Source organism: Bacillus sp. 37MA (genome assembly GCF_000372765.1).
Lineage (GTDB): Bacteria > Bacillota > Bacilli > Bacillales > Domibacillaceae > Domibacillus > Domibacillus aminovorans.
Genome location: NZ_KB889752.1, coordinates 1,879,746 through 1,904,131, shown reverse-complemented (window position 1 = coordinate 1,904,131; position 24,386 = coordinate 1,879,746). Strand labels below are relative to the sequence as shown.

Sequence of the window (24,386 nt, the reverse complement as noted above, 5' to 3'; positions counted from 1 at the left end):
TTCTTTGCCGGGTCATAACTTGTTTTGTCGACAAGGAAGGGATTACACAAAGAAGTGCGAATACCTATCATTATCACAGCAAAGGGGTGGAGACGATCATGACAAAAGAAGAATGGATGGAACGATTAGCCGAGATTGAACAAGAGACGCTGGAACTGGAAAAACTCGTACACACAAAAGTAGCAGCTGAACGGCATCGACAGTTATTCGGAATGCGGGTGCAAAAAGAACGCATTCAAAACAGGCTGTTACTTGTAGAAGAAGGCGCTCGCTTTTTATGTGGCGAACCGGACATACCTTCTTTCATGTCTACGTTAAAACCAGCGGCAGGGTCAATGTAAACGAAACGGGGTAGTAGGCAGTGCAGTTGATTGAACAGACGAAAACACTTCAAACGCTTATCCATAAAGCAAAATCAATTTATGAAGAGCGGAGAGAAACAAAGGAAGTAGCTGATTTTTTCAGTGTTGTGAAGCCATTTGCTGACGAAATGGACAAAGTGGCCGATGCATGGGAACAATCCGCGCTCGACTGGCTGAAAACAAATCCACAAAAATATGTACATGCGGCTCAAGTGACACAAACGGCGGATAATGCACGCCGTGTCGGTGCATACGCACATTTTTTTGACACAGGCAAAGCAAAATTTATTCAATCGGCAGATTCCGCGTTATACGTGCTTGAATCGCTTGAAAAAATATTGAAACAAGATGGAGCGCTATAAGGCGTTCTTTTTTTTGCTTTCAAAAAGAGCGTTTGTTCGTTAAACTAGCATAGTAAGAGAGGTGTGAAGGTCGATGAAGAAGAAAACACTTTCAGAATTAATTGCTGAATTACGAAACAATGAAAATATTATAAATTGGCATGAGATCGAACCAGAGGAAGCGAAAACGAAACCGATTCCGGAAATGGTCGACGAGCGGATTCGAAAGGCACTTCAACAAAGAGGTGTCGGGGAGTTATATACGCATCAATATTCCGCTTTTGAGACGGTCGTGAGTGGGGAAAATATTGTGGCGGTAACACCGACTGCTTCAGGAAAAACGCTTTGTTACAATTTGCCCGTTCTGCAATCGATCGCTGAAAATGAAGTGAACCGGGCGCTATATATTTTCCCGACAAAGGCGCTTGCTCAGGATCAGAAAAGTGAATTAAATGAAATGATCAGTGAAATGGGCATCGATATTAAAAGTTTTACGTACGACGGAGATACGTCGCCTGCGATCCGGCAGAAGGTGCGAAAAGCGGGTCATATTGTTATTACGAATCCGGATATGCTTCATTCGGCTATTTTGCCAAACCATACGAAATGGGTTCATTTATTTGAAAACTTGAAGTACATCGTGATCGATGAACTGCACACGTACCGCGGTGTCTTTGGCAGCCATGTAGCGAATGTAATCCGGCGATTGAAGCGGATATGTTCTTTTTATGGAAGCAGCCCGATCTTTATTTGTACATCGGCGACAATTGCGAATCCGCAAGAACTGGCAGAACAGTTAACGGGCAATCCAATGAGACTGATCGATAATAACGGGGCGCCAAGAGGAAGAAAGCATTTTGTCTTTTATAATCCGCCGGTCGTGAACGAGCCGCTCAATATTCGAAAGAGCGCTACGGTGGAAGTGAACAATATCGCAAAAGAATTTTTAAAGAATAAAATCCAAACGATTATATTTGCGAGAAGCCGGGTGAGAGTGGAGATTATTTTAAGCCATATTCAAGAACTGGTAAAAAAAGAGCTGGGTCCAAAGACAATTCGAGGGTACCGCGGCGGTTATTTGCCGAATGAACGCCGGGCTATTGAAAAAGGACTGCGTGATGGGGAGATTTTAGGCGTTGTCAGCACAAATGCATTGGAGCTCGGTGTCGATATCGGGCAGCTGCAGGTGTGCGTGATGACGGGTTATCCAGGAAGTATTTCCAGCACATGGCAACAGGCCGGGCGAGCTGGACGAAGGCACGGCGAAGCGCTTATTATTATGGTCGCAAGTTCTACTCCAATCGATCAATACGTCGTCCAACACCCTGACTACTTTTTTGAGCGTTCACCGGAATCTGCACGGATCAATCCGGAAAATTTGATTATTCTCGTTGATCATTTAAAATGTGCCGCTTATGAATTGCCTTTTAAAGAAGAGGAAGAATTCGGACCGATCGAAGTCCATGATATACTGGAATACTTGCAGGAAGAACGAGTACTTCACTACAATGGGGGCAAATATCATTGGGCACATGAATCATTTCCTGCAACGAATATTAGCTTGCGTTCTGCTTCTCAGGAAAATGTGATCATTGTGGATCAATCCGATGTGGGGAACGTGAAAATTATCGGTGAAATGGACCGGTTTAGTGCGATGACTCTTTTACATGATGAAGCTATTTATTTGCATGAAAGTGTGCAATTTCAAGTTGAAAAGCTGGATTGGGCGCATAAAAAGGCGTACGTCCAGAAAGTGGATGTGGAATACTATACAGATGCGAATCTAGCTGTTCAGTTAAAAGTGTTGGAAATTGATCGATCGACAGAGCGAAACACGACAGCTATTCATTATGGTGATGTGACAGTGAACGCACTTCCGACGATTTTTAAAAAAATCAAGCTGTCGACATTCGAAAACATTGGCTCTGGACCGATTTCACTGCCGGAAGAAGAGCTGCATACGAGTGCAGCATGGCTAGAATTAAAAGAGATCAGTCCGGAATTAAAAGAAAAGACGCTTGAGCAATTGCTGATGGGGATTGCGAATGTGTTGAATCACATTGTGCCGATCCATACGATGTGTGATCGGAATGATATTCACGTTGTCTCGCAAATAAAAGCAACACATACGGGACTTCCGACAATTTTCTTATACGATCATTATCCGGGCGGCATTGGTCTAGCTGAAGATGTGTATAAGAGATTCGATGAAGTGAAAGCTGCTGCAAAAGATTTAATTGAAGAATGCCCATGTCAGGATGGGTGTCCTTCTTGCATTGGCATGGAAATCGACGGAATGAATGCAAAACGAAAAAGTATCCAACTGCTTGATCAATTTTAAGGAAGGAGTACTGACGGATGAGTATGACCAAAAAACTGCAACGGATGAAAAAACATCTTGTGCGGGAAGAGATAGCGGTACCGATTGAAAAGCAGCAAGAGAACATTCGTCACTGGGATACGTGGGAAGCGGCAGGCGCAAACGTATTCCATTTTGAAGGCGAGTACTGCATTACCCGTGAAACGCATTATTCACTTGATTATAAGCATGGCCATTACACATTCCTTGATGCGAAAAAAACGATTCAGGACTGGTCTTCTTTTGACGGCGCTCATCCGTTGTCCGCAAAAGGATTTTCTTCGTCGGATTTGTATTTTTTTGATACGGAAACAACAGGTCTTAGAGGATCAGGCAGTGTTATTTTTTTGCTCGGAACGGCCCGCATTTCAGGCAACCATGTAACAGTAAAGCAGTATTTCCTGCCGTCACCCGGTAATGAAACGGCACTCTATGCGAAGTTTTTACAAGAAACAGATTATACGACACTTGTAACCTATAATGGGAAATCTTTTGACTGGCCACAGGTAAAGTCACGCCACACATTTGTGCGTGACCGAGTGCCGGCTCTTCCCGCATTTGGTCATTTCGATCTATATCATGCATCGCGCCGATTATTTAAACATACAATGGAATCGGTCAAGCTCGTCAATGTAGAAAAAAACATTCTTGGCATTGAGCGGATCGATGATGTGCCGGGGCACTTAGCACCAATTATTTATTTTGATTATGTGGAGCGTGGGGACCCGGAAGGTGTATTGCAGGTAATGAAGCATAATGAGCGTGATATTCTCAGCTTGCTTACACTATATACACATATTAGCCGGCTTGTGCTAGATGGCTCGACCCGAAATGACGATCGCACAGCCCTTGAAATCGCTAAATGGTTTGAATCATCCGGCAACGTTGAAGCTGCCCGAATGGCCCTTGCGCAGTCAGCAGGTAGGGGGCAAGACGACGTTGCGCTTGACGCTGCCTACAGACTGGCGATGCAATATAAGCGGAGAAAATCGTTTGAAGAAGCGAGAGCGTTATTTGACCGCGTCCGGCAGTCCCGCAGTACGCGGGCATTCGATGCATCAATTGAGTTGGCCAAGCTGTATGAACATAAATGGAAGGAAATAGACGAAGCGATTAAGATAACCGAACAGGCACTTAAAATGGCGACAGATGAAGGGGTAAGAAAGGAAGTTGAACACCGTTTGACACGGCTAGAAAGAAAAAAGTCGAAATACCTTAAAAACTAATGTCATTTTGTTGTAACATGATTGAAAACATCGTAAAATAAAGAGTGCCATTTTAAAAAGAGAAATTATAACTATGGGGTGAATGACAGGTTGAATCGTGCGATTTTTCTATTATTTTTTGTGTTTATCGGATTGACTGCATTTGTGTTAACGAATTTAAAAGATAGTTTCTATGCTTTTTTGTAAAAAGCAATAAACCTTTAGACGACCTGTTTCCTAATTGACAAACGGCACTGTTTTTGAAACAATTAACGTATAAAAACAGGAATCGATGAAGGTGGTGCAAGGCAATGTTGTCAGAGCAACTTAAGCTGACCGGGAAAGATATTCTCGAAAAAGAATTTAAAACATCCATGCGCGGATACAATCCGGATGATGTGGATCAGTTTTTAGATCTGGTCATTAAAGATTATGATGTATTTCAACAGGCAATTGAAGAATTACAGCAGGAAAATTTACGTTTGAAAAAAGAAAACAGTTCCATCGCTTCCCGTCAAAGACAACCGGAGCCGCCGATACGCGCGCAGCAACCAGTAGCGGGATCAACAAATTTCGACATATTGAAACGTTTGTCGAATTTAGAGCGGCACGTATTTGGTGATCGTCTTAACAACGAATAAATACTCGTTGCATTTGGACCGTCCATCTATTATAATAAAGGAACGAAAATGAATAACGTTCGGGTAATCGCTGCAGTCCGAGCGGCTGCAGAGGAAAGTCCATGCTCGCACAGTGCTGAGATGCCTGTAGTGATCGCGCCTGGCGAAACCATAAGCCAGGGCAGCATTTTAATGCTGACGGCAGGGAAAACACCTAAGTCCTCATGGATATGGTGTGAATACTTTGAAAGTGCCACAGTGACGGAGCTTTATCAGAAATGATAAAGGTGGAACGAGGTAAACCCCGTGAGTGAGCAACCCAAATTTTGGTAGGGGCACTTTCCGGACGGAACTGAACGAATGGAAAGGCAGAAGCATAAGTTTCTGCAGACAGATGATTGCCACCGGAGTACGAGGTCACACCCTGGCCGTTTGCAGTACGAAGGAACAAAACATGGCTTATAGAACGTTATTCAGGGTTCAAATATACAATACTCGGCTCTCCTTTTTAGGGGAGCTTTTCTTCTATTTTTACAAGACGACTTTATTGAATCCGTACGTGGCATTATAAGTGATGAGAATGTGCCCGCCCGTCTTCTTGAACTGGAAGTGACCGAAAGTACGGTCATGCTGGACGCGAAAAAATCTGTGCAGCGGCTGACAGAGCTGAAAAGTATCGGATTTAAATTGTCGATTGATGATTTCGGCACCGGGTACTCATCACTTAGTTATTTAAGGCGTTTTTCTATTGACCATTTAAAAATTGACCGAAGTTTTATTCAGTCCATAGACCAGTTTGCAGAATTAATTGATTTTCTTTATTTGGATTTAACGGAAGAATACGAATGAAAAGAGGATGTTATGACGTATACAATCATCGCGACAGCTGCTATGGGTTTAGAGGCGCTTGTTGCTAAAGAAGTAAAAGAGCTCGGCTATTCGCCGCGAACGGAAAATGGCAAGGTATATTTTGAAGGAGATGCGATGGCAATTGCCCGCTGCAATATGTGGCTGCGGACGGCAGATCGTGTCAAAGTAGTGGCCGCTGAATTTTATGCGAAAACGTTTGATGAATTATTTGAAAAGACGAAAGCGATTGAATGGGAACAATTTTTGCCGAAAGATGCATCGTTCCCGGTGCAGGGGAAATCAGTTAAGTCAACGTTGTTTAGTGTATCTGACTGTCAGGCCATCGTCAAAAAAGCAATTGCAGAACGATTGAAGCATGTGTATAAAATGGAGGCGTGGCTGCCAGAAACGGGTGCGCATTTTCCACTGGAAGTCGCACTCTTAAAAGATAAAGTGACAATTACGATCGATGCGAGCGGTGCAGGTCTACATAAACGAGGCTATCGGATCGGACAAGGAGAAGCACCGATCAAGGAAACATTGGCTGCTGCACTTATTCAGCTGACAAACTGGTACCCAGACAAGCCATTTGTTGATCCATTTTGCGGTTCGGGTACGATCCCGATTGAAGCAGCGCTGATCGGTCAAAACATTGCGCCTGGTTTTAACCGGGATTTCGTGTCTGAACAGTGGGCATGGATAGGTGACAATGTATGGAATGACGTCCGAACGGAAGCAGAAGACAAAGCAAATTATGATCAGCCGCTTGATATTGAAGGGTTTGATATTGATTCAAATATGATCAGTATCGCCAACAGCAATGCATTTGAAGCAGGGCTTGGTGATTTAATTAACTTCCGGGTTGGAGATGTTACACAGTTTGAAACAGATAAAGAGTATGGCGTCATCGTTGGCAATCCACCGTATGGTGAGCGACTAAGCGACCGTCCAGCTGTTGAAAAATTGTATGCAGATATGGGATATAAGTTTAAATCGCTTGATACGTGGTCTATTTACATGCTCACGTCGCATGAACAATTTGAAGAAGTATATGGCAAGCCAGCGACGAAAAAGCGAAAACTATTCAACGGGTTTATTCGCTGTGATTACTATCAATATTGGGGCAAGCGCCCGCCGCGCCGCTCTGAATCTGAATAAAGCGGAGCGATCAGAAACAGTGGTGATTGGTCAGAAATCCAGAAGATATAAAAAGCGCAAAAGCGGTGCCAGGCCTGCTTTTGCGCTTTTTTATATGGTATTACCAGAGCTTGAATCCTTTTGATCCGAGTGGACCGCCGTTAATTATGTCCATAATTGGAACCGTGTATGCAACTAAGATGAGCACAACTAATACAGTAATCCAGACTTTCCAGTTTTCGAGAATCTTCGGTGTTTTTTCAGCACCTTTATCGATTGCACCAACAGGGAATTCTTCATCGCCTTTTGGTGCAAACCAGCATAAGTTCACGAAAATGATCAAGACTAAAATGATGCCGAGGAACAAGATTGTACCGCCGACGGCCTGTGCGATTTGATACGGAATCCATTCGAGTGCCTGCTCAGCATCGCCATATGTTGAGTAAGACGAACGACGTGGTGCCCCGAGAAGACCGACCCAATGCATCGCGCCGGACATAATTGTCATCCCAAACGTCCACGTAAATGCTTGTATAATTGCAAGTTTATTCATTTGTGGCGTTAAAATGCGTCCTGTTAAATGTGGAATGAGCCAGTAGGCAATCCCAAAAAACGTTAATAAAACAGTTGTTGCAACGGTTAAATGGAAATGACCCGTCACCCATATTGTATTGTGAATCACCTGATTCATTTGATAAGAGGCGTTGATAATACCACCGGCACCAGCTGGAATGAACGCGGCCATACCGATAAATGGAACAACGAAACGTGCATCACCCCACGGAAGCTTGTGAAGCCAGCCGAACAATCCTTTACCACCGAGTTCACGTCCACGCAGCTCAAATGTGGCAAACATACTGAATGCGGTCATGAGCGACGGAATGATAACCATAAAGGTTAAAATAACTTGTACGAATTTCCAAAATTCTGTAATACCTGGTTCTGTTAGCTGATGGTGAATACCAACCGGAATCGAGAACAATAAAAATAAAATGAATGAAAGACGGGCAAGTGAATCCGAGAAAATTTTACCACCGATCACTTTCGGGATAACCACATACCATGCCATGTAAGCAGGAAGGAGCCAGAAATATACGAGTGCATGACCGAAATACCAGAACAGTGTACGTGTAATTGCCACGTCGACACGTTCAATGAACCCGAGTGACCACGGCAAAAGTTGAAGCAATACTTCTGCTGCGACGCCAAGTGTTGCAACGAACCACATGAGGGAGTTGGCAACGACCATATACGTTAAAAGCGGGGACATTTCTCCTTTGTTTTCTTTGCGCCACTGTGCATACTTTGCCATTTGGGCAAAGATGACGAACCAGCTGCCAACGACGATAAATGTTAAACCGAGATAAAAAATCCAGTGTGCTTGCAGCGGTGCATAAAATGTATATAAAACCGTTGCTTCATTTAATAAAATCATCGTTGCTGACATCACAGTACCTAGCAGCATAATCCAAAAACCAATCCAGCTAGCCAGGCGCTGTTTCGCTGTAAATGTACCAGATGTACGGCTGACAGCAGCAGCTTGGAAACCGAGAATGAAAAATGTTGTTAAGACAAGTCCAAGCATGACGCCGTGAACGGTTAATACTTGATAATAACCGATATTTGCTGGAAGCTCGAAACGTCCAGAACGGACAAAAACTTGTAAAAGTCCCATCAATCCGCCAATGGCAAGGGCCGCAAATGCAACATACATATGGGCCATCGCGAGGCGCGCATCGCGTTTATCTACGCATAAAAATGTGCTGTTATTCATTTATATCCACCACCTTATACATCATTTTCATCGTGTGATGTCCTGTGCCGCAATACTCGTTGCATACGACAAGGTATTCACCTGTTTTATCCATCGTTGTGACATATTCACTTACGTAGCCCGGTTCGAGCATCATGTTAATATTCGTGCCGGCCACTCCATATCCATGCACAACATCTTTCGTTGTAGCGATGATTTTCACAGTTGAACCAACTGGAATCTCCACTTCAGTCGGCATATACATGAAAGCAGAAGCGACGACGACAAGTTCGTAGTCCCAATTTTTACCTTCTACTTTTCTAAGGCCAGGTTCATTAAATGGAGCGACTTTGTCTATTTGTTCATAGTTAATCGTTTTTACTGAACTAGGCGGCTGATGTCCTTGGTGGAACGCACTAATCCCAACGATGACGAGGAATAAGACAAGCGAACCGATTCCAAACGTGAGCCACCACTTTTCATAACGGTGTAAATGCATACGTATAATTCCTCCTTCAAACAAATTAGAAACGATCAATGAAAATAGAAAAGACGACCATCCATGAAGCGATGATAAAAATGCCTATTCCAAATACGGCGTATAATGTACCTTTTAATGAGTGCCCTTCTTCCCGAAGTTTGTGATTACGTTTTCCAGAAGCCATTTTAAATCTCTCCTCTCTTGATCGTCTTATTCCTCGTTAACACTATCTTAAGTGTGTAAAAAAATAGATTCTGTGAGAAAAATCACGAATTATTTTTTTATTGTGAAAAAAATGTGAAATAGTGGTGAATATATGTTAACGAATAATCAGAAAAAATAGAATCTTAACGTTCGTGTTTTATCTTGATTTTTTCGTGCTTTCTGCTAATATATAAAGCATAAATGAACTATACCCGCTCATATAATCGTGGGATTTGGTCTGCATGTTTCTACCGGACTATCGTAAATGGCTCGACTATGAGTGAACAACAGTGCGGTTCGTCCGTTCGCAGCCTGAGGGGCATTGTTCACTCTATTCAATAAAGAGAAAATCATGCTTTAGGCTTTTTTTATGTCTGAAGATGTAAATAGGAGGAAGAAAGAATGAAACGTCTTCAGGAAAAAATGAAACAGGACGGACGCGTTTTGTCCGAACATGTTTTAAAAGTAGATTCTTTTTTGAACCATCAGATCGATCCTTTGCTCATGAAAGAAATTGGAGAAGAATTTGCCAATCGTTTTGCATCAGAAAAAATCACAAAAATTGTTACACTTGAATCTAGTGGCATTGCACCATCTGTTATGACGGGTCTCGTACTCGGCGTGCCAGTCGTGTTTGCTCGTAAACGGCAGTCGCTGACGATGACGGATGATTTACTGACAGCCAATGTGTATTCATTTACGAAAGAAACGGCGAATCGTATTGCCGTATCAAATGCCTTTTTATCGGCGGATGATCATGTGCTCATTATTGATGACTTTCTTGCCAATGGCCAGGCAGCCCTCGGATTAATCGACATCGTTCGTCAGGCGGGCAGCTCCATTGCAGGTGTTGGCATCGTTATTGAAAAATCATTCCAGAACGGCGCCCAATTGCTCGAACAAGAAGGTATACGTGTCGAATCATTAGCGCGTATCGGATCGCTTAAAGAAGGGGAAATCCAGTTTAAAGAAGAGGGGCCGCAAAAATGAAGCCCTCGGCGTTTAAAACGGCATCCCTTGGCATTCAGCACGTTCTAGCGATGTATGCAGGCGCGGTCCTTGTTCCATTAATCGTAGGTGCAGCGATCGGCATGACGCCGGAACAGCTGACGTATCTCGTATCGATTGATATTTTCATGTGCGGAATTGCGACATTGCTGCAAGTATGGCGTGGCAAATGGGTCGGCATCGGACTTCCTGTTGTTCTTGGCTGTACGTTTACCGCTGTCAGTCCGATGATTGCAATCGGGACAACGCACGGTATTAACTATATATATGGTGCTATTATAGCATCAGGCATTTTTGTTTTACTTATCGCTCCTTTTTTCAGCAGGCTCGTCCGCTTTTTTCCGCCGGTTGTGACAGGTTCGGTTGTGACGATTATAGGCGTGACACTTATTCCGGTTGCGATGAATAATATGGGTGGCGGGCAAGGCAGCCCAGACTTTGGTTCAACCGAGAATATTACCCTTGCATTTACGACGCTGGCTATTATTATTTTGATGTATCGCTTTTTTGACGGTTTTGCTCGTTCCATTTCTGTGCTGCTCGGTCTTCTTATTGGAACGGTTATTGCCTTTTTTATGGGCAAAGTCGATTTTGCTCCTGTTATGGATGCATCTTGGTTTCATGTCATTCAGCCGTTTTATTTCGGTGTCCCCGCGTTTGAATGGTCCGGTATTTTAACGATGATCCTCGTGGCGATGGTGAGTCTTGTTGAATCAACAGGTGTTTACTTTGCCGTTTCAGATATGTGTGATGAAGAAGTCACTGAGCACGATTTGGCGAAAGGATACCGTGCAGAAGGAATAGCGATTATGCTCGGCGGGATTTTTAATGCATTTCCGTATACGGCTTTTTCACAAAATGTCGGTCTTATGCAATTGTCGGGTGTGAAATCAAGAACCGTTATTTTTTACACAGCCGGCTTCTTGATTTTCCTTGGCCTTGTGCCGAAAATCGGTGCATTCACGACGATTATTCCGTCGAGTGTGCTTGGCGGTGCGATGCTGGCGATGTTCGGAATGGTGGTGGCTCAAGGAATTAAAATGCTTGGAAATGTCGACATGGGCAAGCAGGAAAACTTACTGATTATTGCCTGCTCAGTTGGGATGGGGCTTGGCGTGACAGTTGTACCGGATTTATTTGCAGGTCTGCCGGACGGTGTGAAAATTTTAACGGGAAATGGAATCGTCGCCGGCAGTTTGACGGCGCTTGTCCTTAATGTACTGTTTAATGAAATCGGCTGGAAGCGGACAGCGGATGCACCCGCGAAAGAAAAAATGTCATAAAACAACTGATGAAAAATATTCCCACGTTTTAAAGACATGAAAATGTCGTAACGTCATCTCCATTTCTTACATGAAAAGAAATGGAGGTGACGTTTTTTGTATTCAAAAAGAGTAACAAAACGGCAGGTAGCAAATGAAGAAATAGAGTTTAAATTTACATTTAAGCAAGCATTTGATTACTTTTTATCGGCAAAGAAATCGGAAGGTTTACGAGCGCCGACAATAAAAAGTCACGATGAACATTATCGTTTCTTTATGAGATGGGTAGAGGGAAATCATCCCGATACAAAATTAGTTTCTGAACTAACTTCATTTATAGTCAGGGAATATCTTGTTTATATGCAGGAAGATCATTTTAACTATAAAACAAAAACAAATGGCTTAAGCATCCAGACGATCAATGCAAGACTCAGATTTTTAAAGACATTTTACAATTTTCTTGAAGATGAAAACATAATCGGAAAAAACATCGTTGCGAAAATTAAACTGCTTAAAGCTGACGAAAGAAAATTCAGCAAGTTGACAGAAGAGGAACTAAAACGATTATTTACGATACCAAATAAAGAGAATTTTCCCCAATTCCGTGATTTTGTCATAATGAATCTTTTATACGATACAGGAATGCGAATAAGCGAAACGATTTCGATTAAGAAAAATGATTTAGATTTAAAAAGCAGAAAGATTAATCTTCCGCCTGAGGTGACAAAAGGAAGGAAAGGAAGAATAGTTCCAATATCAAACTACACTCTGAAATTGTTGATAGAGTTAATCACTGAAAATGATACGCATTGGGATAATAAATATGTGTTCTTAAATTGGAATGGTGAGCAGATGTCCGAAGATACTTTCAGAAGAAATTTAAAAAGGTATGTGCTTAAAGCGGGAATTGAAGAAGATTTTTCTTGTCACGATTTTAGATGACAGACAATCACATATATGTTATAAAATGGTATATGAAGCTGTAAAACTACTGTTATTTCCATTAATTTGTGCGTACGATGGAGAGAAAATGCCAGGCTACCTTCAAACACTTTTGTTGGAGACTCACCCTTATGTTCTAATAAAGGATGAATTAATCGTTTCTGAACAATACCAGCCAATAAAAAAGGAGCAAGTATGAAGAGGTTTCTTTTTTAAAGTATAAAATAAGGAGGGCTGAACATCAGCTGTCCTTTTTTTGTGTGTAAGGAAACGAGGATCGGTGGCCTCTGAGAAATCTGTCACTAGTAAAAAGTGACAAAGTTTTGTTAAATCAGTAAAGATTTTTAAAGGAAAAAATGCTAAAGTTTCCGTTAGGAAGAATTTCATTAGTAAAGAGGGGTTCAACAAGTTGCGCATTCACGGAACACTAGGCTATGTAAGCCCCGTGGATTTTAAAAAAATGTCCCTTAAAAAAGTTGTTTGAATTAGTGTTGACATTCCAAAATTTATAATAGACTCCAAAAATAACTATGATATATTTTAAATTAATGGAAGTGGTGAAGTACATTGGAGAAATTAAAGAAACCCTTAATTTTCATTACGATTATCTATGCGCTGATTTATTATTTGTTTATTCTATTTTGGTCAACAAACACATTAGGAATGGGAATTGTAGCCGTTACGGGTCCCATCATAGCCCTAATATTTTTAGGTGTAGCGATTTATCATATAAAGGAATTAGAGGAAAAAAGGTTCTGGTTTATTATATTCGCAGCGTGTTTTAGTTATTTTATTGGCGAATTTATGTGGGTAGCAATGGATTTCCCTTTCCCTAGCTGGGCTAATTTCTTTTTTAACATGTTTGTGATTTTATATAGCCTTGCTATTCTTTATAAAGTATATATGAAGAGGAGACAATACGGTTCTATTCAGTTGTTTTTTGATTCGTTTATCATTATGACCGTGTTGACAACCATAACGTGGGTTTATTTCTTAGAACCATTATTGCAATATGAAACTAGTACTTTTCATTTCATCCTTTCGTTAACTTATCCGGCTGCACACTTAGGGATATTGATAGGGATTGTGATGCTATTCGTTTCTTATAAATCGACTTTCCCACCTATTGTTTTGACCATCAATACTGCGGTCGTATTTATTTATACCATCGCAGAGTTTTATTACTTATATCGAGCCATTTATGACAATTATAATTATTTATCCCTTATAACCCCGGTGTGGAATATCTGTGTCATCTTAATAGGCTTATCAAGTTTTTATGGTAGTCATATTGACGTTCAATCTCCACAAGAAGAAAAAAATCAACCTAAAAAGGTTCATAGTATATTCATTATCATCCCTTATTTAAGCTTAATGCTTTTAGTCATTCTTGCGATAATCAAAAAAGAAGCGATCTTAGGTATTTTTATTGGAGGAATGGTTGTTCTATTTTTTATTGTTATTCGGCAAGTCATTACGATTTTTGAAAATAGAACTTTAGTTCGCCAACTAAAAGGGAGAACGGAAGAGCTAGAAAGGCTACAGATTGAACAGTTGGAATTAAAAGAGGCTGCAGATGAACAGAGCTGGTTAAAAACGAGAATTGCTGAAATTGCGACTATGTATTCTGGAATAGATAACATAGAGACATTAGCCCGCCAGTTGATCAACAAGATTACTCCTATGGTACGCGCAACGTATGCCGTGATCTACGTGAAAGATGATAAGGGGATCTTACAGAAGCTTGCTGCCTATGCCGATACTCGACAGGAGGATATAGGGGCCAGCAGCTTTCATTTAGGGGAAGGAATTGTCGGACAATGTGCATTGGAAAATCGCATAATTGTTCTTAATCGAATTCCGAAAGACTATATAAAAATCACGTCTGGCCTAGGTTCAAAGCAGCCCTCCCGTGTAACAGTTATTCCAGCAGAATTTCAAGGAGAAGTATTGGCTGTTATTGAATTAGCCTCATTTCAATCATTTAGTCATCTAGAAGAAATGTTGCTACAAGAGGTCGTGAGTAATCTGGGTATCAACATACAAAGTATTTTAGGGCAGATGCAGGTAAGAAAATTGCTTCAAGAATCGCAGGCTTTAACAGAAGAATCACAGAGCCAATCGGAAGAGCTTCAATTACAACAAGAGGAGTTAAGAACCATTAATGAACAACTTGGAGAGCAGTATGAAAGTTCCGAACAGAAATCGAAAGAATTAGAAAAGGTACAAAGTATTCTTGAAGAAAAGGTACAGCAATTGGAGCGTCTACACTTGTCTGGACAGAAAAATTAAGGTCACGTACACTTGATCTAAAACAGATGAGGAGTTCCAATTATGATGAAGCGAGAACACCGTACCTTTACGCCTGAGTTCAAAAAACAAATGGTGGTTCAGCTGCACCAGAATGGAAAAACGAAACGAGCGATTATCGAAGAATATAATCTGACTCCATCCTCCCTTGACCGGTGGATTCAACAGGATGAAACCTCCGGTTCTTTCAAAGAAAAAGATAATCGGTCCCTTGAACAACAGGAACTTTTGAAACTGCGCAAAGAAAATAAGCAGCTGGTGATGGAGAATGATATTTTAAAACGATTGTGGCTTATATCATCGGTGATTTGTTTATTTTCCGTAAAGCCGGAGATGATCGTGATCGTAATGCAGACCATCAAAAAAGAAACATCATTGCGACCATTTCAGATGCTGTCTTATCTTTTTTAGTTATCTGGCTCATGGGGAAAGAACTTTTTACAGATGATAGTGATGTTTTAATAGCTTCTATTCTCTCAGCGGTTATTATTGCAGTAGGGGCATGGTTTTTCCACAAATATCTCGACAGACATGTATTTGATGAAAAGCACCTCGATGACACACGCACTATCCGCCATAATAACTAATCTTTGAAAAGAAAGAAATTCAAAAAGGCAATTACTTCGTCCAGAGGTAATTGCCTTTTTTGTTATTATGAATGTAACATTATCTTTAATATGTTACATTCATATGATTGACTTTATTGACATATCCTGTTTTTTCTTCTATAATCAGTTTATAGAAATTATACGTTACATTCAAAATACTGATTTTAAAGGGGGGACGAGCATGGCGACCATTAAAGATGTTCAACCGATTCGAAACGAGAAAGATTTAGAAAACATGAAATGGTCACTCAAACGACATTGTGGTGAACGTGATTACATCTTATTTCTTCTTGGTATCAATAGCGGTCTACGAGTGAGCGATCTACTTGAATTGAAAATAAAGCAGGTAAGTGGAAAAAATGAGATTACAGTCAGAGAAGGCAAAACGAAGAAGGTGCGAAAGATTCACTTGAAGCAGATCAAAGAGGAACTGAACGACTATATCCGTACACTAGACGATACCGAATGGCTATTTCCATCACGTAAAGGGGATAAGCCTATTTCACGCATACAGGCATACAGACAACTTAATAAAGCGGCAGATATGGCAGACATCACGAGCGGGATTGGAACACATACGATGAGGAAGACATTCGGCTACTGGCATTACAAAGCATTTAAGGACGTAGCCAAGCTGCAAAACATTTTAAATCATTCCCATCCATCCATCACATTAGACTATATCGGAATTACAGCGGAAGAAATCGAGAAGGATTTTGAAACATTCAAACTATGATATGTTAACAACTGGCGTGTTTTTCTTTTTATATGGAAATAGCACGTGTCCGTATAAAGAAGGACTTCTCTGTGTGCATACTGAAAGTAATAGATATATATGTAAATAAAATGTAGTTGATTATTAAATACATGGGAGTATTTGATTGATCAAAATGCTTATATATCAAGGTATCAATGAACGAATATAAAATCGGCTTTTTCACAAAATGTCGGTCTTATGCAATTGTCGGGTGTGAAATCAAGAACCGTTATTTTTTACACAGCCGGCTTCTTGATTTTCCTTGGCCTTGTGCCGAAAATCGGTGTATTCACGACGATTATTCCGTCGAGTGTGCTTGGCGGTGCGATGCTGGCGATGTTCGGAATGGTGATGGCTCAAGGAATTAAAATGCTCGGAAATGTCGACATGGGCAAGCAGGAAAACTTACTGATTATTGCCTGCTCAGTTGGGATGGGGCTTGGCGTGACAGTTGTACCGGATTTATTTGTAGGTCTGCCGGACGGTGTGAAAATTTTAATGGGAAATGGAATCGTCGCCGGCAGTTTGACGGCGCTTGTCCTTAATGTACTGTTAAATGAAATCGACCGGAAGCGGACAGTGGATGCGCCCGCGAAAGAAAAAATGTCATAAAACAACTGATGAAAATATTCTGATGTGATGTTAGTAGTTGAGTTAACATCTCCTATTATCAGAAAATATCTTGTGTATATGAAGGAAGATCATTTTAATTATAAGACAAAAACAAATGATTTAAGCATCCAGACGGTCAATGCTAGACTCAGATTTTTGATGAGATAGCCGTTTATTCGGCTATCTTTTTTCTTTTCTATGGTGAATCGGGTGAAAGTCCACGATTTCAGCGCCTTGAAATTTAACATCGTTGGCACCGATATGGGATTATGTATACAACTTCTTAATTTCTTCAATTACTATTGAGCTGAACAATTTCATCGGCTCCAATAATACTCCAGCATTCTGATGTTCAATTTCTTCATTAAAATCATTCATAAACCAGATTGAATCCGGAAAGGCTAAAAAAGCAGTCATTAAAAAGGAGTGAGCACTGTGGGACAAAATCATCAATTTTTAAATATTTTGTATAGTTAAAGGAGGAAATATGATGGGTAAATTTAATATTTATATTACAGTTTGTTTGACCATTCTTACATTGATAGGATGTAATAATAAAGAAAGAGTGGCTGAAAATGAAAAAGTAGTCGTAGAAGAGACAAGCGATAAAGCAATAGAGGAGAAGGTTGCTGGAGATGAAGAATTGCAGTTAGAATTGCCTAGGTCTGAAGCAACACAAATTGCAGATATGAAGCAAATCGAACAAGCACATGTGATCATTCAAGGTCACAAAGCTTATGTTGCTTTAGTTTTAAATGATACAGCTGAAGCAGTCCCAGTTCCTATAGAAGAAAAAATTTCGGACCTGTTAATGGATGAAGATCCACAGATTGAGGAAGTATTTGTTTCAGCAAAACCTGAATTCGTAAAGTATATGGCTGAGTTTGAAAAAAGACTTACTGCAGGGGAACCAAGTAAAGATTTTATTGACGAATTTGGTAATACAGTTCGAAAAATATTTCCAAATACTTAAATAAATTCAGGTGTAAAAATGTATGCATAAAATAAACGAAAGGTCGTGCTAATTTTGAGCAGGACCTTTCGTTTATTTTTTAGTTCTAAAGTTATGGTAAAAAATACTGACAAATGAGAAGATCTACAGTAAAATAAAGTGAAACTTCACTCAATGGGGGTCTTACTGCCTGTTAATGTGGGATAAAAAGAAAAAGCGGGGTGTGAATATGGAAAACACACAACTAGATAAAAATACGGTCATTAAAGAAGTGTTGAATTGCGCCATTGAATCCATCCGGACGGTCATTCCAATCGAAGTGCAGGTGGGACGACCGACATTATTAACGGAGTCATTTAGCCATCATGCAATAGGTGTTTTTATCGGGATCACCGGTGATTTGCCGGGCCGCCTAATTTTAGAAGGATCAGAAGAATCGTTTTCACGTTTAGGGACGAAGATGTTTGGCATGCCAATCGAAGGTGAAATGGTTGAGTCATTTGCTGGTGAAGTTGTCAATATGATCGCGGGCAATATGGGTGCCGCATTGTTTACAAAAGGAATTACGATTGATATTACACCGCCAACGATCATTGTAGGTGATTCGAAAATTTCCGGATTCAGGCAGGCGATCAAGCTGCCAATAGCGTTTCAGGAAGCCGGGGAATACGAGTTAGTTTTAAATATTGAAAAAGGCTAACAGCAGTTGTCGAATTCCATATACATAAACATATTTAAGTATATATAAGATGGCATTGAATAGGCTGTTATATAAAATAGACATAAAGTCTTTCGTGCGAATCGTAAGGGGGATTTCGTTTTTGCCCTTGCGTGATGTTTACTCATGTATACATCTTTTTGACCGATGATGAATAAGGCATCTTTTTTTGGGTTGCAAAAAAAGAAAATGGGTGTTAGGATATAAATAAGGATGAAAATCATTATCAACTAAGAAAGAAGGCGTTTGAAATGATCTGGTTATTTGTGACGGCGACAGTGGTAACGTATGGTGGAGTAATGAAATTTGTGCTGGATCGTACGGCAAATCAAACAAGTACGCCTGTATTTAAAAAATAATAAATGACAATGAATATAGGGATACAGTGAAACAGGTGCACACCGCTTTCATTGTATCCTTTTTTATTTGCCAAAAATCATATACAATAATGAAAAAAAGGTGTACGCATCGAAGGGACGGAACAAATATGGAAGCACCGACAAAAAGTCACACGATGGAAACAATTCGGGCACGCACAGCGAGGCTTTATGAACAATTTATACATAATGAAGACACTGAACGGGCGGAAAAGGCCGAGCTCTTTTTACGCAAAATGAATGATCATGAATTTATCGTCGCGTTTTGCGGCCATTTTTCAGCCGGCAAATCGACGATGATTAATAAATTAACAGGTGAAGCACTTTTACCGTCAAGCCCTATTCCAACAAGTGCCAATCTCGTTAAAATTAAACCGGCTGAAGAAGACTTTGCCAAAATTAACTATCATAATGGCCGTCCGCTCCTATTTAAAGCGCCATATGACATAAAGCATGTAAAAAAGTTCGCAAAAGATGGCGATGAAGTGGCATCCATTGAAATCGGACATTCGTCGTCACATTTGCCGCCTGACGTGACCGTGATGGATACGCCGGGCGTTGATTCGACAGATGATGCACATCGTATCTCAACTGAGTCTGCGCTTCACCTTGCGGATATGGTGTTTTACGTGATGGATTACAACCACGTACAGTCAGAATTGAACTTTATTTATACGAAAGAACTGTTGTCGCATGGGGTGAAGTTGTATTTAATTATTAACCAGATAGATAAACATAAAGAAGAAGAATTATCGTTTAGTGCGTTCCGCCAGTCTGTGTATGATTCGTTTGCAACGTGGAATGTACAGCCGGAAGCGTTTTTCTTTACGAGTCTGTATAACAGGGATCTGTCATATAATGATTTCGATGAAGTAAAACAGCTTATTCATGATAGTATGGCGAACCGGGAGCAGTTATCTGAACAATCGGCTGAAACGATGATGAATCGTCTCGTACATGAACATATTGAATGGCTTTTAGATCAGCAGAAAGAAGAGAAGACACACTTTGAAGCGGTTGTTGCGGAAGCAGGAGTCCAGTCCATTGAAGAAAAAGAAGCGGCTCTTGCAAAAGAACTGGAAAAGCGCGATGCGGCGTTCTGGTTGAAACAGTATGAACAAAAACGCGAAGATGTACTGAAAAATGCGATATTAATGCCGGCATCTACACGTGAAATGGCTCGCAGTTATTTAGAATCGACTCGTCCAGAATTTAAAGTAGGCATGCTGTTTGCGAAAAAGAAAACGGAAGAAGAACGTGAAAAACGTTTGAATACGCTGCTTGTCGATTTGAAAAAACAGACAGAAGCACAGCTGGAGTGGCATGTGCGGCAAGTGACAGCCTCATGGCTGAAAGAAAGCGGCTTGGACGATCCATTGCTTGCGTTGAAGGCGGAGGAATTATCTGTGCCGATGGATTCATTCGTCATTACAGATGCAGTGAAATCGGGTGCTGGCGTAACAGGAGATGCTGTGCTGAATTACTGTGAAGATGTCGCTAGTCTCATTAAAAAGCGGGCTCGTGCTGTGTCGGATGAGTGGGAACGTGAGGCCGCACCGGTTTTAACGGAACAGTTTGAAGGAGAATATGCGCAGTTCGCGGCCGATCATCTTATTTGGAAAGAACGTCTTACAGCAAAAGAAAAGCTTGTATCGCTTGAATTTGCGCGAAATGTGCGTGAAAATGAGTTAAAAGAAACGTTGTTAATGGAAGACCCAGATATGCCGCCTATGATGGGTGAGCTGATGGAAAAATGGCGTGTGGAAGCAGAAAATATAGCGGTTTACACCGGACAGGAAGATATGGGGGAAGTACGGAAAGAAGAGGAGCAGGCGATTGATACGGAACCGGTGCAGGAGATGGCTGTTATTGATGCAGCTTCTACGGTGAAAAAACTGCGTCATCTTGCGGACCGTTTAAACGGCGTGCCCGGTTTTGGGCGATTTATTGATGGTGCAATTCAAAAAGCGAAACGTCTTGAAAACAGAACGTATACAATTGCGCTATTCGGCGCGTTTTCAGCGGGGAAATCGTCGTTTGCGAATGCACTGCTCGGTGAAAAAGTACTGCCAGTATCACCGAATCCAACGACAGCTGCCGTTAACCGGATTCATCCCGTAGCAGAAGGGAAAAAACATCGCACAGCAGATGTTCATTTGAAGACAAGCTTCATGATGCTCGCCGATGTGAATGTATCACTCGGACTGTTCGGCCGCAGTGCGTCGTCGCTTCATGATGCATATAAAATGGTGCCAGGCGTGTTGGATTCGAATGAAGGTGAAGGGAAAGAAAAAATTCATTTATCTTTTTTACGCGCGTTTCACGCTGGTTTCCATGATTACGAAAGCCAGTCGGATGAGACGATTAACGTGGATCTTGACACGTTTAAACAATATGTCGCCAATGAACAAAAAAGCTGTTTCGTTCATTCGATTGATTTGTATTATGACTGTGATTTTACCCGTCTCGGTATTACACTTGTGGATACACCGGGAGCTGACTCGATTAATGCCCGCCATACGGGTGTCGCATTTGAATACATTAAAAATTCCGATGCGATTTTATTTGTCACATATTACAATCATGCGTTTTCAAAGGCAGACCGGGAATTTCTCATCCAGCTCGGCCGTGTAAAAGATGCATTTGAGCTTGATAAAATGTTCTTTATGATTAACGCGATTGACTTAGCGGCGGATGAAGACGAACTGAATGAAGTGAAATCGTACGTGCGCGAGCAGCTGCTTCAATATGGCATCCGTTTCCCGCGTCTTCATGGCGTATCAAGCATGCTTGCGGTCGAAGAAGCGAAGCGCGGCGAATGGGATCATCCACGGTCCGGTATGAGGCAATTTAAAGAGCCGTTTCGCGCGTTTTTATCAAACGACCTTGCGTCAATGGCGGTGCAGTCGGCGGAAGCGGAAGTGGAACGGGGCATTTTGCAGTTAGAGAAGTTAATTGAAACGGCGAAGGACAACCGCGATAATCGGACGCAAAAGAAAGCGGAACTAGAAGATAAGTGGAGCCGGATGGCTGTTGCAATCGACAGTGAGAATACAGACGTGGAGAAAAAGCGGATGACGCAGGAACTCGATGAACTTGTGTATTACATTAAACAGCGTGTCTTTTATCGTTTCTCCGACTTTTTCAAAGAGTCATTTAACCCGGCCACGTTGAGTGGACAAGGAGACGTAAAAGGGTCTTTGCAAAAAGCGCTGGAAGAACTGCTTGAATCCGTCGGGTATGATCTTGCTCAAGAAATGAGGGCAACCTCAATTCGCGTTGAAAATCACGGTGTGAAATTGCTTCATGAAAAGCAGGTGCGTTTGACTAATAAAGCATCGTTGATTGAGCCGGAATTGCTTTTATCCCATTTGGATGCACCGAAACTCGTCGTGCCGGATTTTGATCCAGCCTTTACAGAAGTACCGCGCGAGCCGTTTGCAAAGCCGCTTTCATTATTTAAAAATGCCCGTGCGTTTTTTGAAAAAAATGAGAAGCAGGTGATGATGAAGGAGTTGCAAATGATGATCGAAGCACTGGCGGATCTGTATTTAGCCGATCAAAAAAATGCGCTTCAAACGAGTGCGTTCTTGTTCATTGAGCAGGGAACGGATGAGGTGAAAAAAGCCGCTTCATTAGACGTGAATGAACAGTTTACAGCGTGGCTTGATGTGCTAGAGCACAGTGAAAATATTGAGGAGTGGGAGCGTGTATTAAGTGACATCCAACCTGCCTCTTAATACACGCTTTCATGCATGTGCAACGTGCCGTCATTTCGAGGCGGTGAAAACATCTGCTAACATGATATATAGATGCCGCAGGCTCGGGTTCGAAACGAATCCGAGCTACCGGTTTAACTGTTGGGACCCGAAAGACAATGTGAGAAAATTAATGGAAAAGGAACAGGTGAATGAACATGATCGTAACGACTGACTGGCTTCACGAACAGCTTGAAAATAACAATGTCATCCTTTTCGACTGCCGATTCAATCTGGCAGATCCAGCGGAAGGAGCGAAATTATATGAACGAAGCCACTTGCCAGGTGCTTTTTATGCACATCTTGACGCTCATCTCTCCGGAGAAAAAGGAGCAGCAGGAGGGCGTCACCCATTACCGGACATGAGCGTATTTACACTCTTTTTAGAAAGCTGCGGTGTGTCTAATGACTCGACCGTTGTGGCATATGACGACGGCGTGTCAATGTTCGCTGGCCGTCTCTGGTGGCTGCTCAAATACGCGGGTCATGACGATGTACATATTTTAGACGGCGGATTTTCCGAATGGGTGGAAAAAGGATACCGGGTCACAACGGAAATGCCGATCCGACGCTCAGCTTCGTTTCAATTAAACGTGCAGGATGGCATGCGTGCATCCATTGAAGAAGTAAAAAATGCATCTGAAACAGGTTCATCTTTACTAATTGATTCCCGTGCACCAGTTCGTTACCTCGGTGAAATAGAACCGCTTGATCGTGTGCCTGGCCATATTCCCGGCGCGATTAACCGTTTTTTCGCGGAAGGATTGGACGGAACAAAATGGAAATCAAAAGAAGAGCAAGCATCTCGATTTGAACATATTCATAAGGATGAACCGGTTATTGTATACTGCGGCTCAGGTGTTTCAGCGACACCGAATGTGATGGCTTTGCAAATGGCAGGGTATAAAAATGTTAAATTGTATCCAGGCAGCTATAGTGAATGGTCAAGCGATACGTCACGTCCAGTTGAAACAGAAGGACGAGATATCGTTGATAAATGAAAAAAAGAAAATTTTAACCGTTCAGGTTTATTGAACGGTTCTTTTGTATATAGTGGTAAGAATAAAAAATTTTTATCAGCCAAATAATCTATGATAAATTCAAACAAAATACTATTCATACACTAGGGGGGTATGGTAAAGTACATGTAAGGGAGGTGGCAACGTGAAAGTAATGGAGATTCAAAAGTGTGATATGAACGACATGACTGGTGCTAATCGAAAGAGCCACCATTCTGAGAAAACGAAAAAAAATTTAGTGACGCGACTCAATCGGATAGAAGGTCAAATTCGTGGAATTAAAGGCCTCATCGAAAGGGATGTTTATTGTGATGATGTCATTACGCAAATTTCCGCGACGCAGGCGGCGTTAAACAGTGTGGCTAAAATTCTTCTCGAAGGACATATGAAAAATTGTATAGTCGAGCGTATCCAAGAAGGCGATCATGGAGTAGTGGATGAACTGCTTGTCACGATTCAAAAATTGATGAAAAAATAAATACTTAAAATGGAAGGAAGATAAAATAGTGGAACACACAACGTTAACTGTACAAGGAATGTCTTGCGGACATTGCATCCAATCCATTGAAGGCAGCGTAGGAGAATTGAACGGTGTGAACTCAGTAAAAGTTCATTTGCAAGAACATACAGTGGATGTGGAATTTGATAGAAAGCAAGTATCTTTGGATAAAATTAAAGAAGCCATTGATGAACAAGGATATGAAGTGGCGTACTTATAAAGCGTGCTGATCTTTCAGCACGTTCTTTCCGGT

Annotated in this window: 23 protein-coding genes, 1 other RNA gene, 2 pseudogenes and 1 riboswitch; of the genes and pseudogenes, 23 read left to right on the top strand and 3 right to left on the bottom strand. The window is 41.4% G+C overall.

What is annotated here, in order from left to right; all coding sequences use genetic code 11:
• The first annotated feature begins 98 nt into the window (after positions 1-98).
• The 8 genes from A3M5_RS0110650 to A3M5_RS0110615 all read left to right on the top strand — a co-directional run bounded on the left by A3M5_RS0110650 (position 99) and on the right by A3M5_RS0110615 (position 6,894).
• Entirely contained in the window at positions 99-341 is a 243-nt protein-coding gene (locus A3M5_RS0110650; protein WP_018393754.1) for a hypothetical protein, read from the top strand.
• A gap of 20 nt (positions 342-361) precedes the next feature.
• Positions 362-724, top strand: coding sequence for a DUF1798 family protein (locus A3M5_RS22855; RefSeq protein WP_018393753.1), 363 nt, complete (start codon positions 362-364; stop codon positions 722-724).
• Between the two features lie 73 nt (positions 725-797).
• The gene (locus A3M5_RS0110640) at positions 798-3,044 is read left to right on the top strand and encodes a DEAD/DEAH box helicase (protein ID WP_018393752.1); all 2,247 of its coding nucleotides are present in this window, start codon (positions 798-800) and stop codon (positions 3,042-3,044) included.
• Between the two features lie 17 nt (positions 3,045-3,061).
• Positions 3,062-4,288, top strand: a complete 1,227-nt coding sequence (locus A3M5_RS0110635; protein ID WP_018393751.1) for a ribonuclease H-like domain-containing protein — start codon at positions 3,062-3,064, stop codon at positions 4,286-4,288.
• Between the two features lie 290 nt (positions 4,289-4,578).
• The gene (gene gpsB, locus A3M5_RS0110630) at positions 4,579-4,908 is read left to right on the top strand and encodes a cell division regulator GpsB (RefSeq protein ID WP_018393750.1); all 330 of its coding nucleotides are present in this window, start codon (positions 4,579-4,581) and stop codon (positions 4,906-4,908) included.
• Between the two features lie 55 nt (positions 4,909-4,963).
• Positions 4,964-5,354: RNase P RNA component class B (rnpB, locus tag A3M5_RS24055), an RNA gene on the top strand.
• A 4-nt stretch (positions 5,355-5,358) separates the two neighbouring features.
• Positions 5,359-5,736, top strand: a complete 378-nt coding sequence (locus A3M5_RS0110620) for an EAL domain-containing protein (protein ID WP_155894702.1) — start codon at positions 5,359-5,361, stop codon at positions 5,734-5,736.
• A 12-nt stretch (positions 5,737-5,748) separates the two neighbouring features.
• Positions 5,749-6,894, top strand: a complete 1,146-nt coding sequence (locus tag A3M5_RS0110615) for a THUMP domain-containing class I SAM-dependent RNA methyltransferase (RefSeq protein WP_018393747.1) — start codon at positions 5,749-5,751, stop codon at positions 6,892-6,894.
• Positions 6,895-6,994: 100 nt separating this feature from the next.
• On the opposite strand, the gene A3M5_RS0110610 is transcribed toward A3M5_RS0110615, so the two are convergent.
• Genes A3M5_RS0110610 through A3M5_RS25810 form a run of 3 tightly spaced genes read right to left on the bottom strand, consistent with a single transcriptional unit; the run spans position 6,995 to position 9,291 of the window.
• Positions 6,995-8,647: a b(o/a)3-type cytochrome-c oxidase subunit 1 gene (locus A3M5_RS0110610; RefSeq protein WP_018393746.1), complete on the bottom strand. Its 1,653-nt coding sequence runs from the start codon at positions 8,645-8,647 to the stop codon at positions 6,995-6,997.
• Positions 8,640-9,125: a cupredoxin domain-containing protein gene (locus tag A3M5_RS0110605; protein ID WP_018393745.1), complete on the bottom strand. Its 486-nt coding sequence runs from the start codon at positions 9,123-9,125 to the stop codon at positions 8,640-8,642. The genes A3M5_RS0110610 and A3M5_RS0110605 overlap by 8 nt, the downstream gene beginning before the upstream one ends.
• A 25-nt stretch (positions 9,126-9,150) precedes the next feature.
• Positions 9,151-9,291 (bottom strand): hypothetical protein, encoded by a 141-nt coding sequence (locus A3M5_RS25810; RefSeq protein WP_018393744.1) that lies wholly within the window; start codon positions 9,289-9,291, stop codon positions 9,151-9,153.
• Between the two features lie 216 nt (positions 9,292-9,507).
• Positions 9,508-9,608, top strand: a riboswitch (purine riboswitch).
• A 105-nt stretch (positions 9,609-9,713) separates the two neighbouring features.
• Here A3M5_RS25810 and A3M5_RS0110595 point away from each other — a divergent pair.
• From A3M5_RS0110595 to copZ, 15 genes and pseudogenes are all read left to right on the top strand, one after another.
• The gene (locus A3M5_RS0110595; RefSeq protein WP_018393743.1) at positions 9,714-10,301 is read left to right on the top strand and encodes a xanthine phosphoribosyltransferase; all 588 of its coding nucleotides are present in this window, start codon (positions 9,714-9,716) and stop codon (positions 10,299-10,301) included.
• Positions 10,298-11,602, top strand: coding sequence for a nucleobase:cation symporter-2 family protein (locus A3M5_RS0110590; RefSeq protein ID WP_018393742.1), 1,305 nt, complete (start codon positions 10,298-10,300; stop codon positions 11,600-11,602). Before A3M5_RS0110595 ends, A3M5_RS0110590 begins: the two co-directional genes overlap by 4 nt.
• Positions 11,603-11,698: 96 nt before the next feature.
• The gene (locus A3M5_RS0110585) at positions 11,699-12,523 is read left to right on the top strand and encodes a tyrosine-type recombinase/integrase (RefSeq protein ID WP_018393741.1); all 825 of its coding nucleotides are present in this window, start codon (positions 11,699-11,701) and stop codon (positions 12,521-12,523) included.
• Positions 12,524-13,090: 567 nt separating this feature from the next.
• The gene (locus tag A3M5_RS22845) at positions 13,091-14,815 is read left to right on the top strand and encodes a GAF domain-containing protein (RefSeq protein ID WP_018393740.1); all 1,725 of its coding nucleotides are present in this window, start codon (positions 13,091-13,093) and stop codon (positions 14,813-14,815) included.
• Between the two features lie 42 nt (positions 14,816-14,857).
• Positions 14,858-15,115: pseudogene (locus tag A3M5_RS26170) on the top strand (transposase); the annotation flags it as partial.
• A gap of 5 nt (positions 15,116-15,120) precedes the next feature.
• Positions 15,121-15,420, top strand: coding sequence for a DUF2512 family protein (locus A3M5_RS24760; RefSeq protein ID WP_231373235.1), 300 nt, complete (start codon positions 15,121-15,123; stop codon positions 15,418-15,420).
• Positions 15,421-15,622: 202 nt separating this feature from the next.
• Positions 15,623-16,177: a tyrosine-type recombinase/integrase gene (locus A3M5_RS0110565; RefSeq protein WP_018393738.1), complete on the top strand. Its 555-nt coding sequence runs from the start codon at positions 15,623-15,625 to the stop codon at positions 16,175-16,177.
• Between the two features lie 192 nt (positions 16,178-16,369).
• Positions 16,370-16,810: pseudogene (locus tag A3M5_RS0110560) on the top strand (solute carrier family 23 protein); the annotation flags it as partial.
• A 487-nt stretch (positions 16,811-17,297) separates the two neighbouring features.
• Entirely contained in the window at positions 17,298-17,783 is a 486-nt protein-coding gene (locus A3M5_RS22835) for a YhcN/YlaJ family sporulation lipoprotein (protein ID WP_082193897.1), read from the top strand.
• Positions 17,784-17,991: 208 nt separating this feature from the next.
• Positions 17,992-18,462 (top strand): chemotaxis protein CheX, encoded by a 471-nt coding sequence (locus A3M5_RS0110545; RefSeq protein WP_051080867.1) that lies wholly within the window; start codon positions 17,992-17,994, stop codon positions 18,460-18,462.
• 505 nt (positions 18,463-18,967) lie between these two features.
• Positions 18,968-22,597: a dynamin family protein gene (locus tag A3M5_RS0110535; protein ID WP_018393732.1), complete on the top strand. Its 3,630-nt coding sequence runs from the start codon at positions 18,968-18,970 to the stop codon at positions 22,595-22,597.
• Positions 22,575-22,790 (top strand): hypothetical protein, encoded by a 216-nt coding sequence (locus A3M5_RS24755; protein ID WP_231373234.1) that lies wholly within the window; start codon positions 22,575-22,577, stop codon positions 22,788-22,790. Before A3M5_RS0110535 ends, A3M5_RS24755 begins: the two co-directional genes overlap by 23 nt.
• The gene (locus tag A3M5_RS0110530; RefSeq protein ID WP_018393731.1) at positions 22,774-23,616 is read left to right on the top strand and encodes a sulfurtransferase; all 843 of its coding nucleotides are present in this window, start codon (positions 22,774-22,776) and stop codon (positions 23,614-23,616) included. Before A3M5_RS24755 ends, A3M5_RS0110530 begins: the two co-directional genes overlap by 17 nt.
• A gap of 172 nt (positions 23,617-23,788) precedes the next feature.
• Positions 23,789-24,112 (top strand): metal-sensitive transcriptional regulator, encoded by a 324-nt coding sequence (locus A3M5_RS0110525; protein WP_051080866.1) that lies wholly within the window; start codon positions 23,789-23,791, stop codon positions 24,110-24,112.
• Between the two features lie 28 nt (positions 24,113-24,140).
• Positions 24,141-24,353 (top strand): copper chaperone CopZ, encoded by a 213-nt coding sequence (gene copZ / locus A3M5_RS0110520; protein WP_018393729.1) that lies wholly within the window; start codon positions 24,141-24,143, stop codon positions 24,351-24,353.
• Positions 24,354-24,386: the final 33 nt, after the last annotated feature.

Excerpts from the sequence above, each read along its gene's own strand:
- A3M5_RS0110565 (WP_018393738.1), top strand. The coding sequence starts at position 15,623 with ATGGCGACCATTAAAGATGTTCAACCGATTCGAAACGAGAAAGATTTA.
- A3M5_RS0110535 (WP_018393732.1), top strand. The coding sequence starts at position 18,968 with ATGGAAGCACCGACAAAAAGTCACACGATGGAAACAATTCGGGCACGC.
- A3M5_RS0110525 (WP_051080866.1), top strand. The coding sequence starts at position 23,789 with ATGGAGATTCAAAAGTGTGATATGAACGACATGACTGGTGCTAATCGA.
- A3M5_RS0110615 (WP_018393747.1), top strand. The coding sequence starts at position 5,749 with ATGACGTATACAATCATCGCGACAGCTGCTATGGGTTTAGAGGCGCTT.
- A3M5_RS0110640 (WP_018393752.1), top strand. The coding sequence starts at position 798 with ATGAAGAAGAAAACACTTTCAGAATTAATTGCTGAATTACGAAACAAT.
- A3M5_RS0110605 (WP_018393745.1), bottom strand. The coding sequence starts at position 9,125 with ATGCATTTACACCGTTATGAAAAGTGGTGGCTCACGTTTGGAATCGGT.
- A3M5_RS25810 (WP_018393744.1), bottom strand. The coding sequence starts at position 9,291 with ATGGCTTCTGGAAAACGTAATCACAAACTTCGGGAAGAAGGGCACTCA.
- A3M5_RS0110610 (WP_018393746.1), bottom strand. The coding sequence starts at position 8,647 with ATGAATAACAGCACATTTTTATGCGTAGATAAACGCGATGCGCGCCTC.
- A3M5_RS0110595 (WP_018393743.1), top strand. The coding sequence starts at position 9,714 with ATGAAACGTCTTCAGGAAAAAATGAAACAGGACGGACGCGTTTTGTCC.
- A3M5_RS0110545 (WP_051080867.1), top strand. The coding sequence starts at position 17,992 with ATGGAAAACACACAACTAGATAAAAATACGGTCATTAAAGAAGTGTTG.
- A3M5_RS0110635 (WP_018393751.1), top strand. The coding sequence starts at position 3,062 with ATGAGTATGACCAAAAAACTGCAACGGATGAAAAAACATCTTGTGCGG.
- A3M5_RS0110650 (WP_018393754.1), top strand. The coding sequence starts at position 99 with ATGACAAAAGAAGAATGGATGGAACGATTAGCCGAGATTGAACAAGAG.
- A3M5_RS0110530 (WP_018393731.1), top strand. The coding sequence starts at position 22,774 with ATGATCGTAACGACTGACTGGCTTCACGAACAGCTTGAAAATAACAAT.
- gpsB (WP_018393750.1), top strand. The coding sequence starts at position 4,579 with ATGTTGTCAGAGCAACTTAAGCTGACCGGGAAAGATATTCTCGAAAAA.
- A3M5_RS0110590 (WP_018393742.1), top strand. The coding sequence starts at position 10,298 with ATGAAGCCCTCGGCGTTTAAAACGGCATCCCTTGGCATTCAGCACGTT.
- A3M5_RS22835 (WP_082193897.1), top strand. The coding sequence starts at position 17,298 with ATGATGGGTAAATTTAATATTTATATTACAGTTTGTTTGACCATTCTT.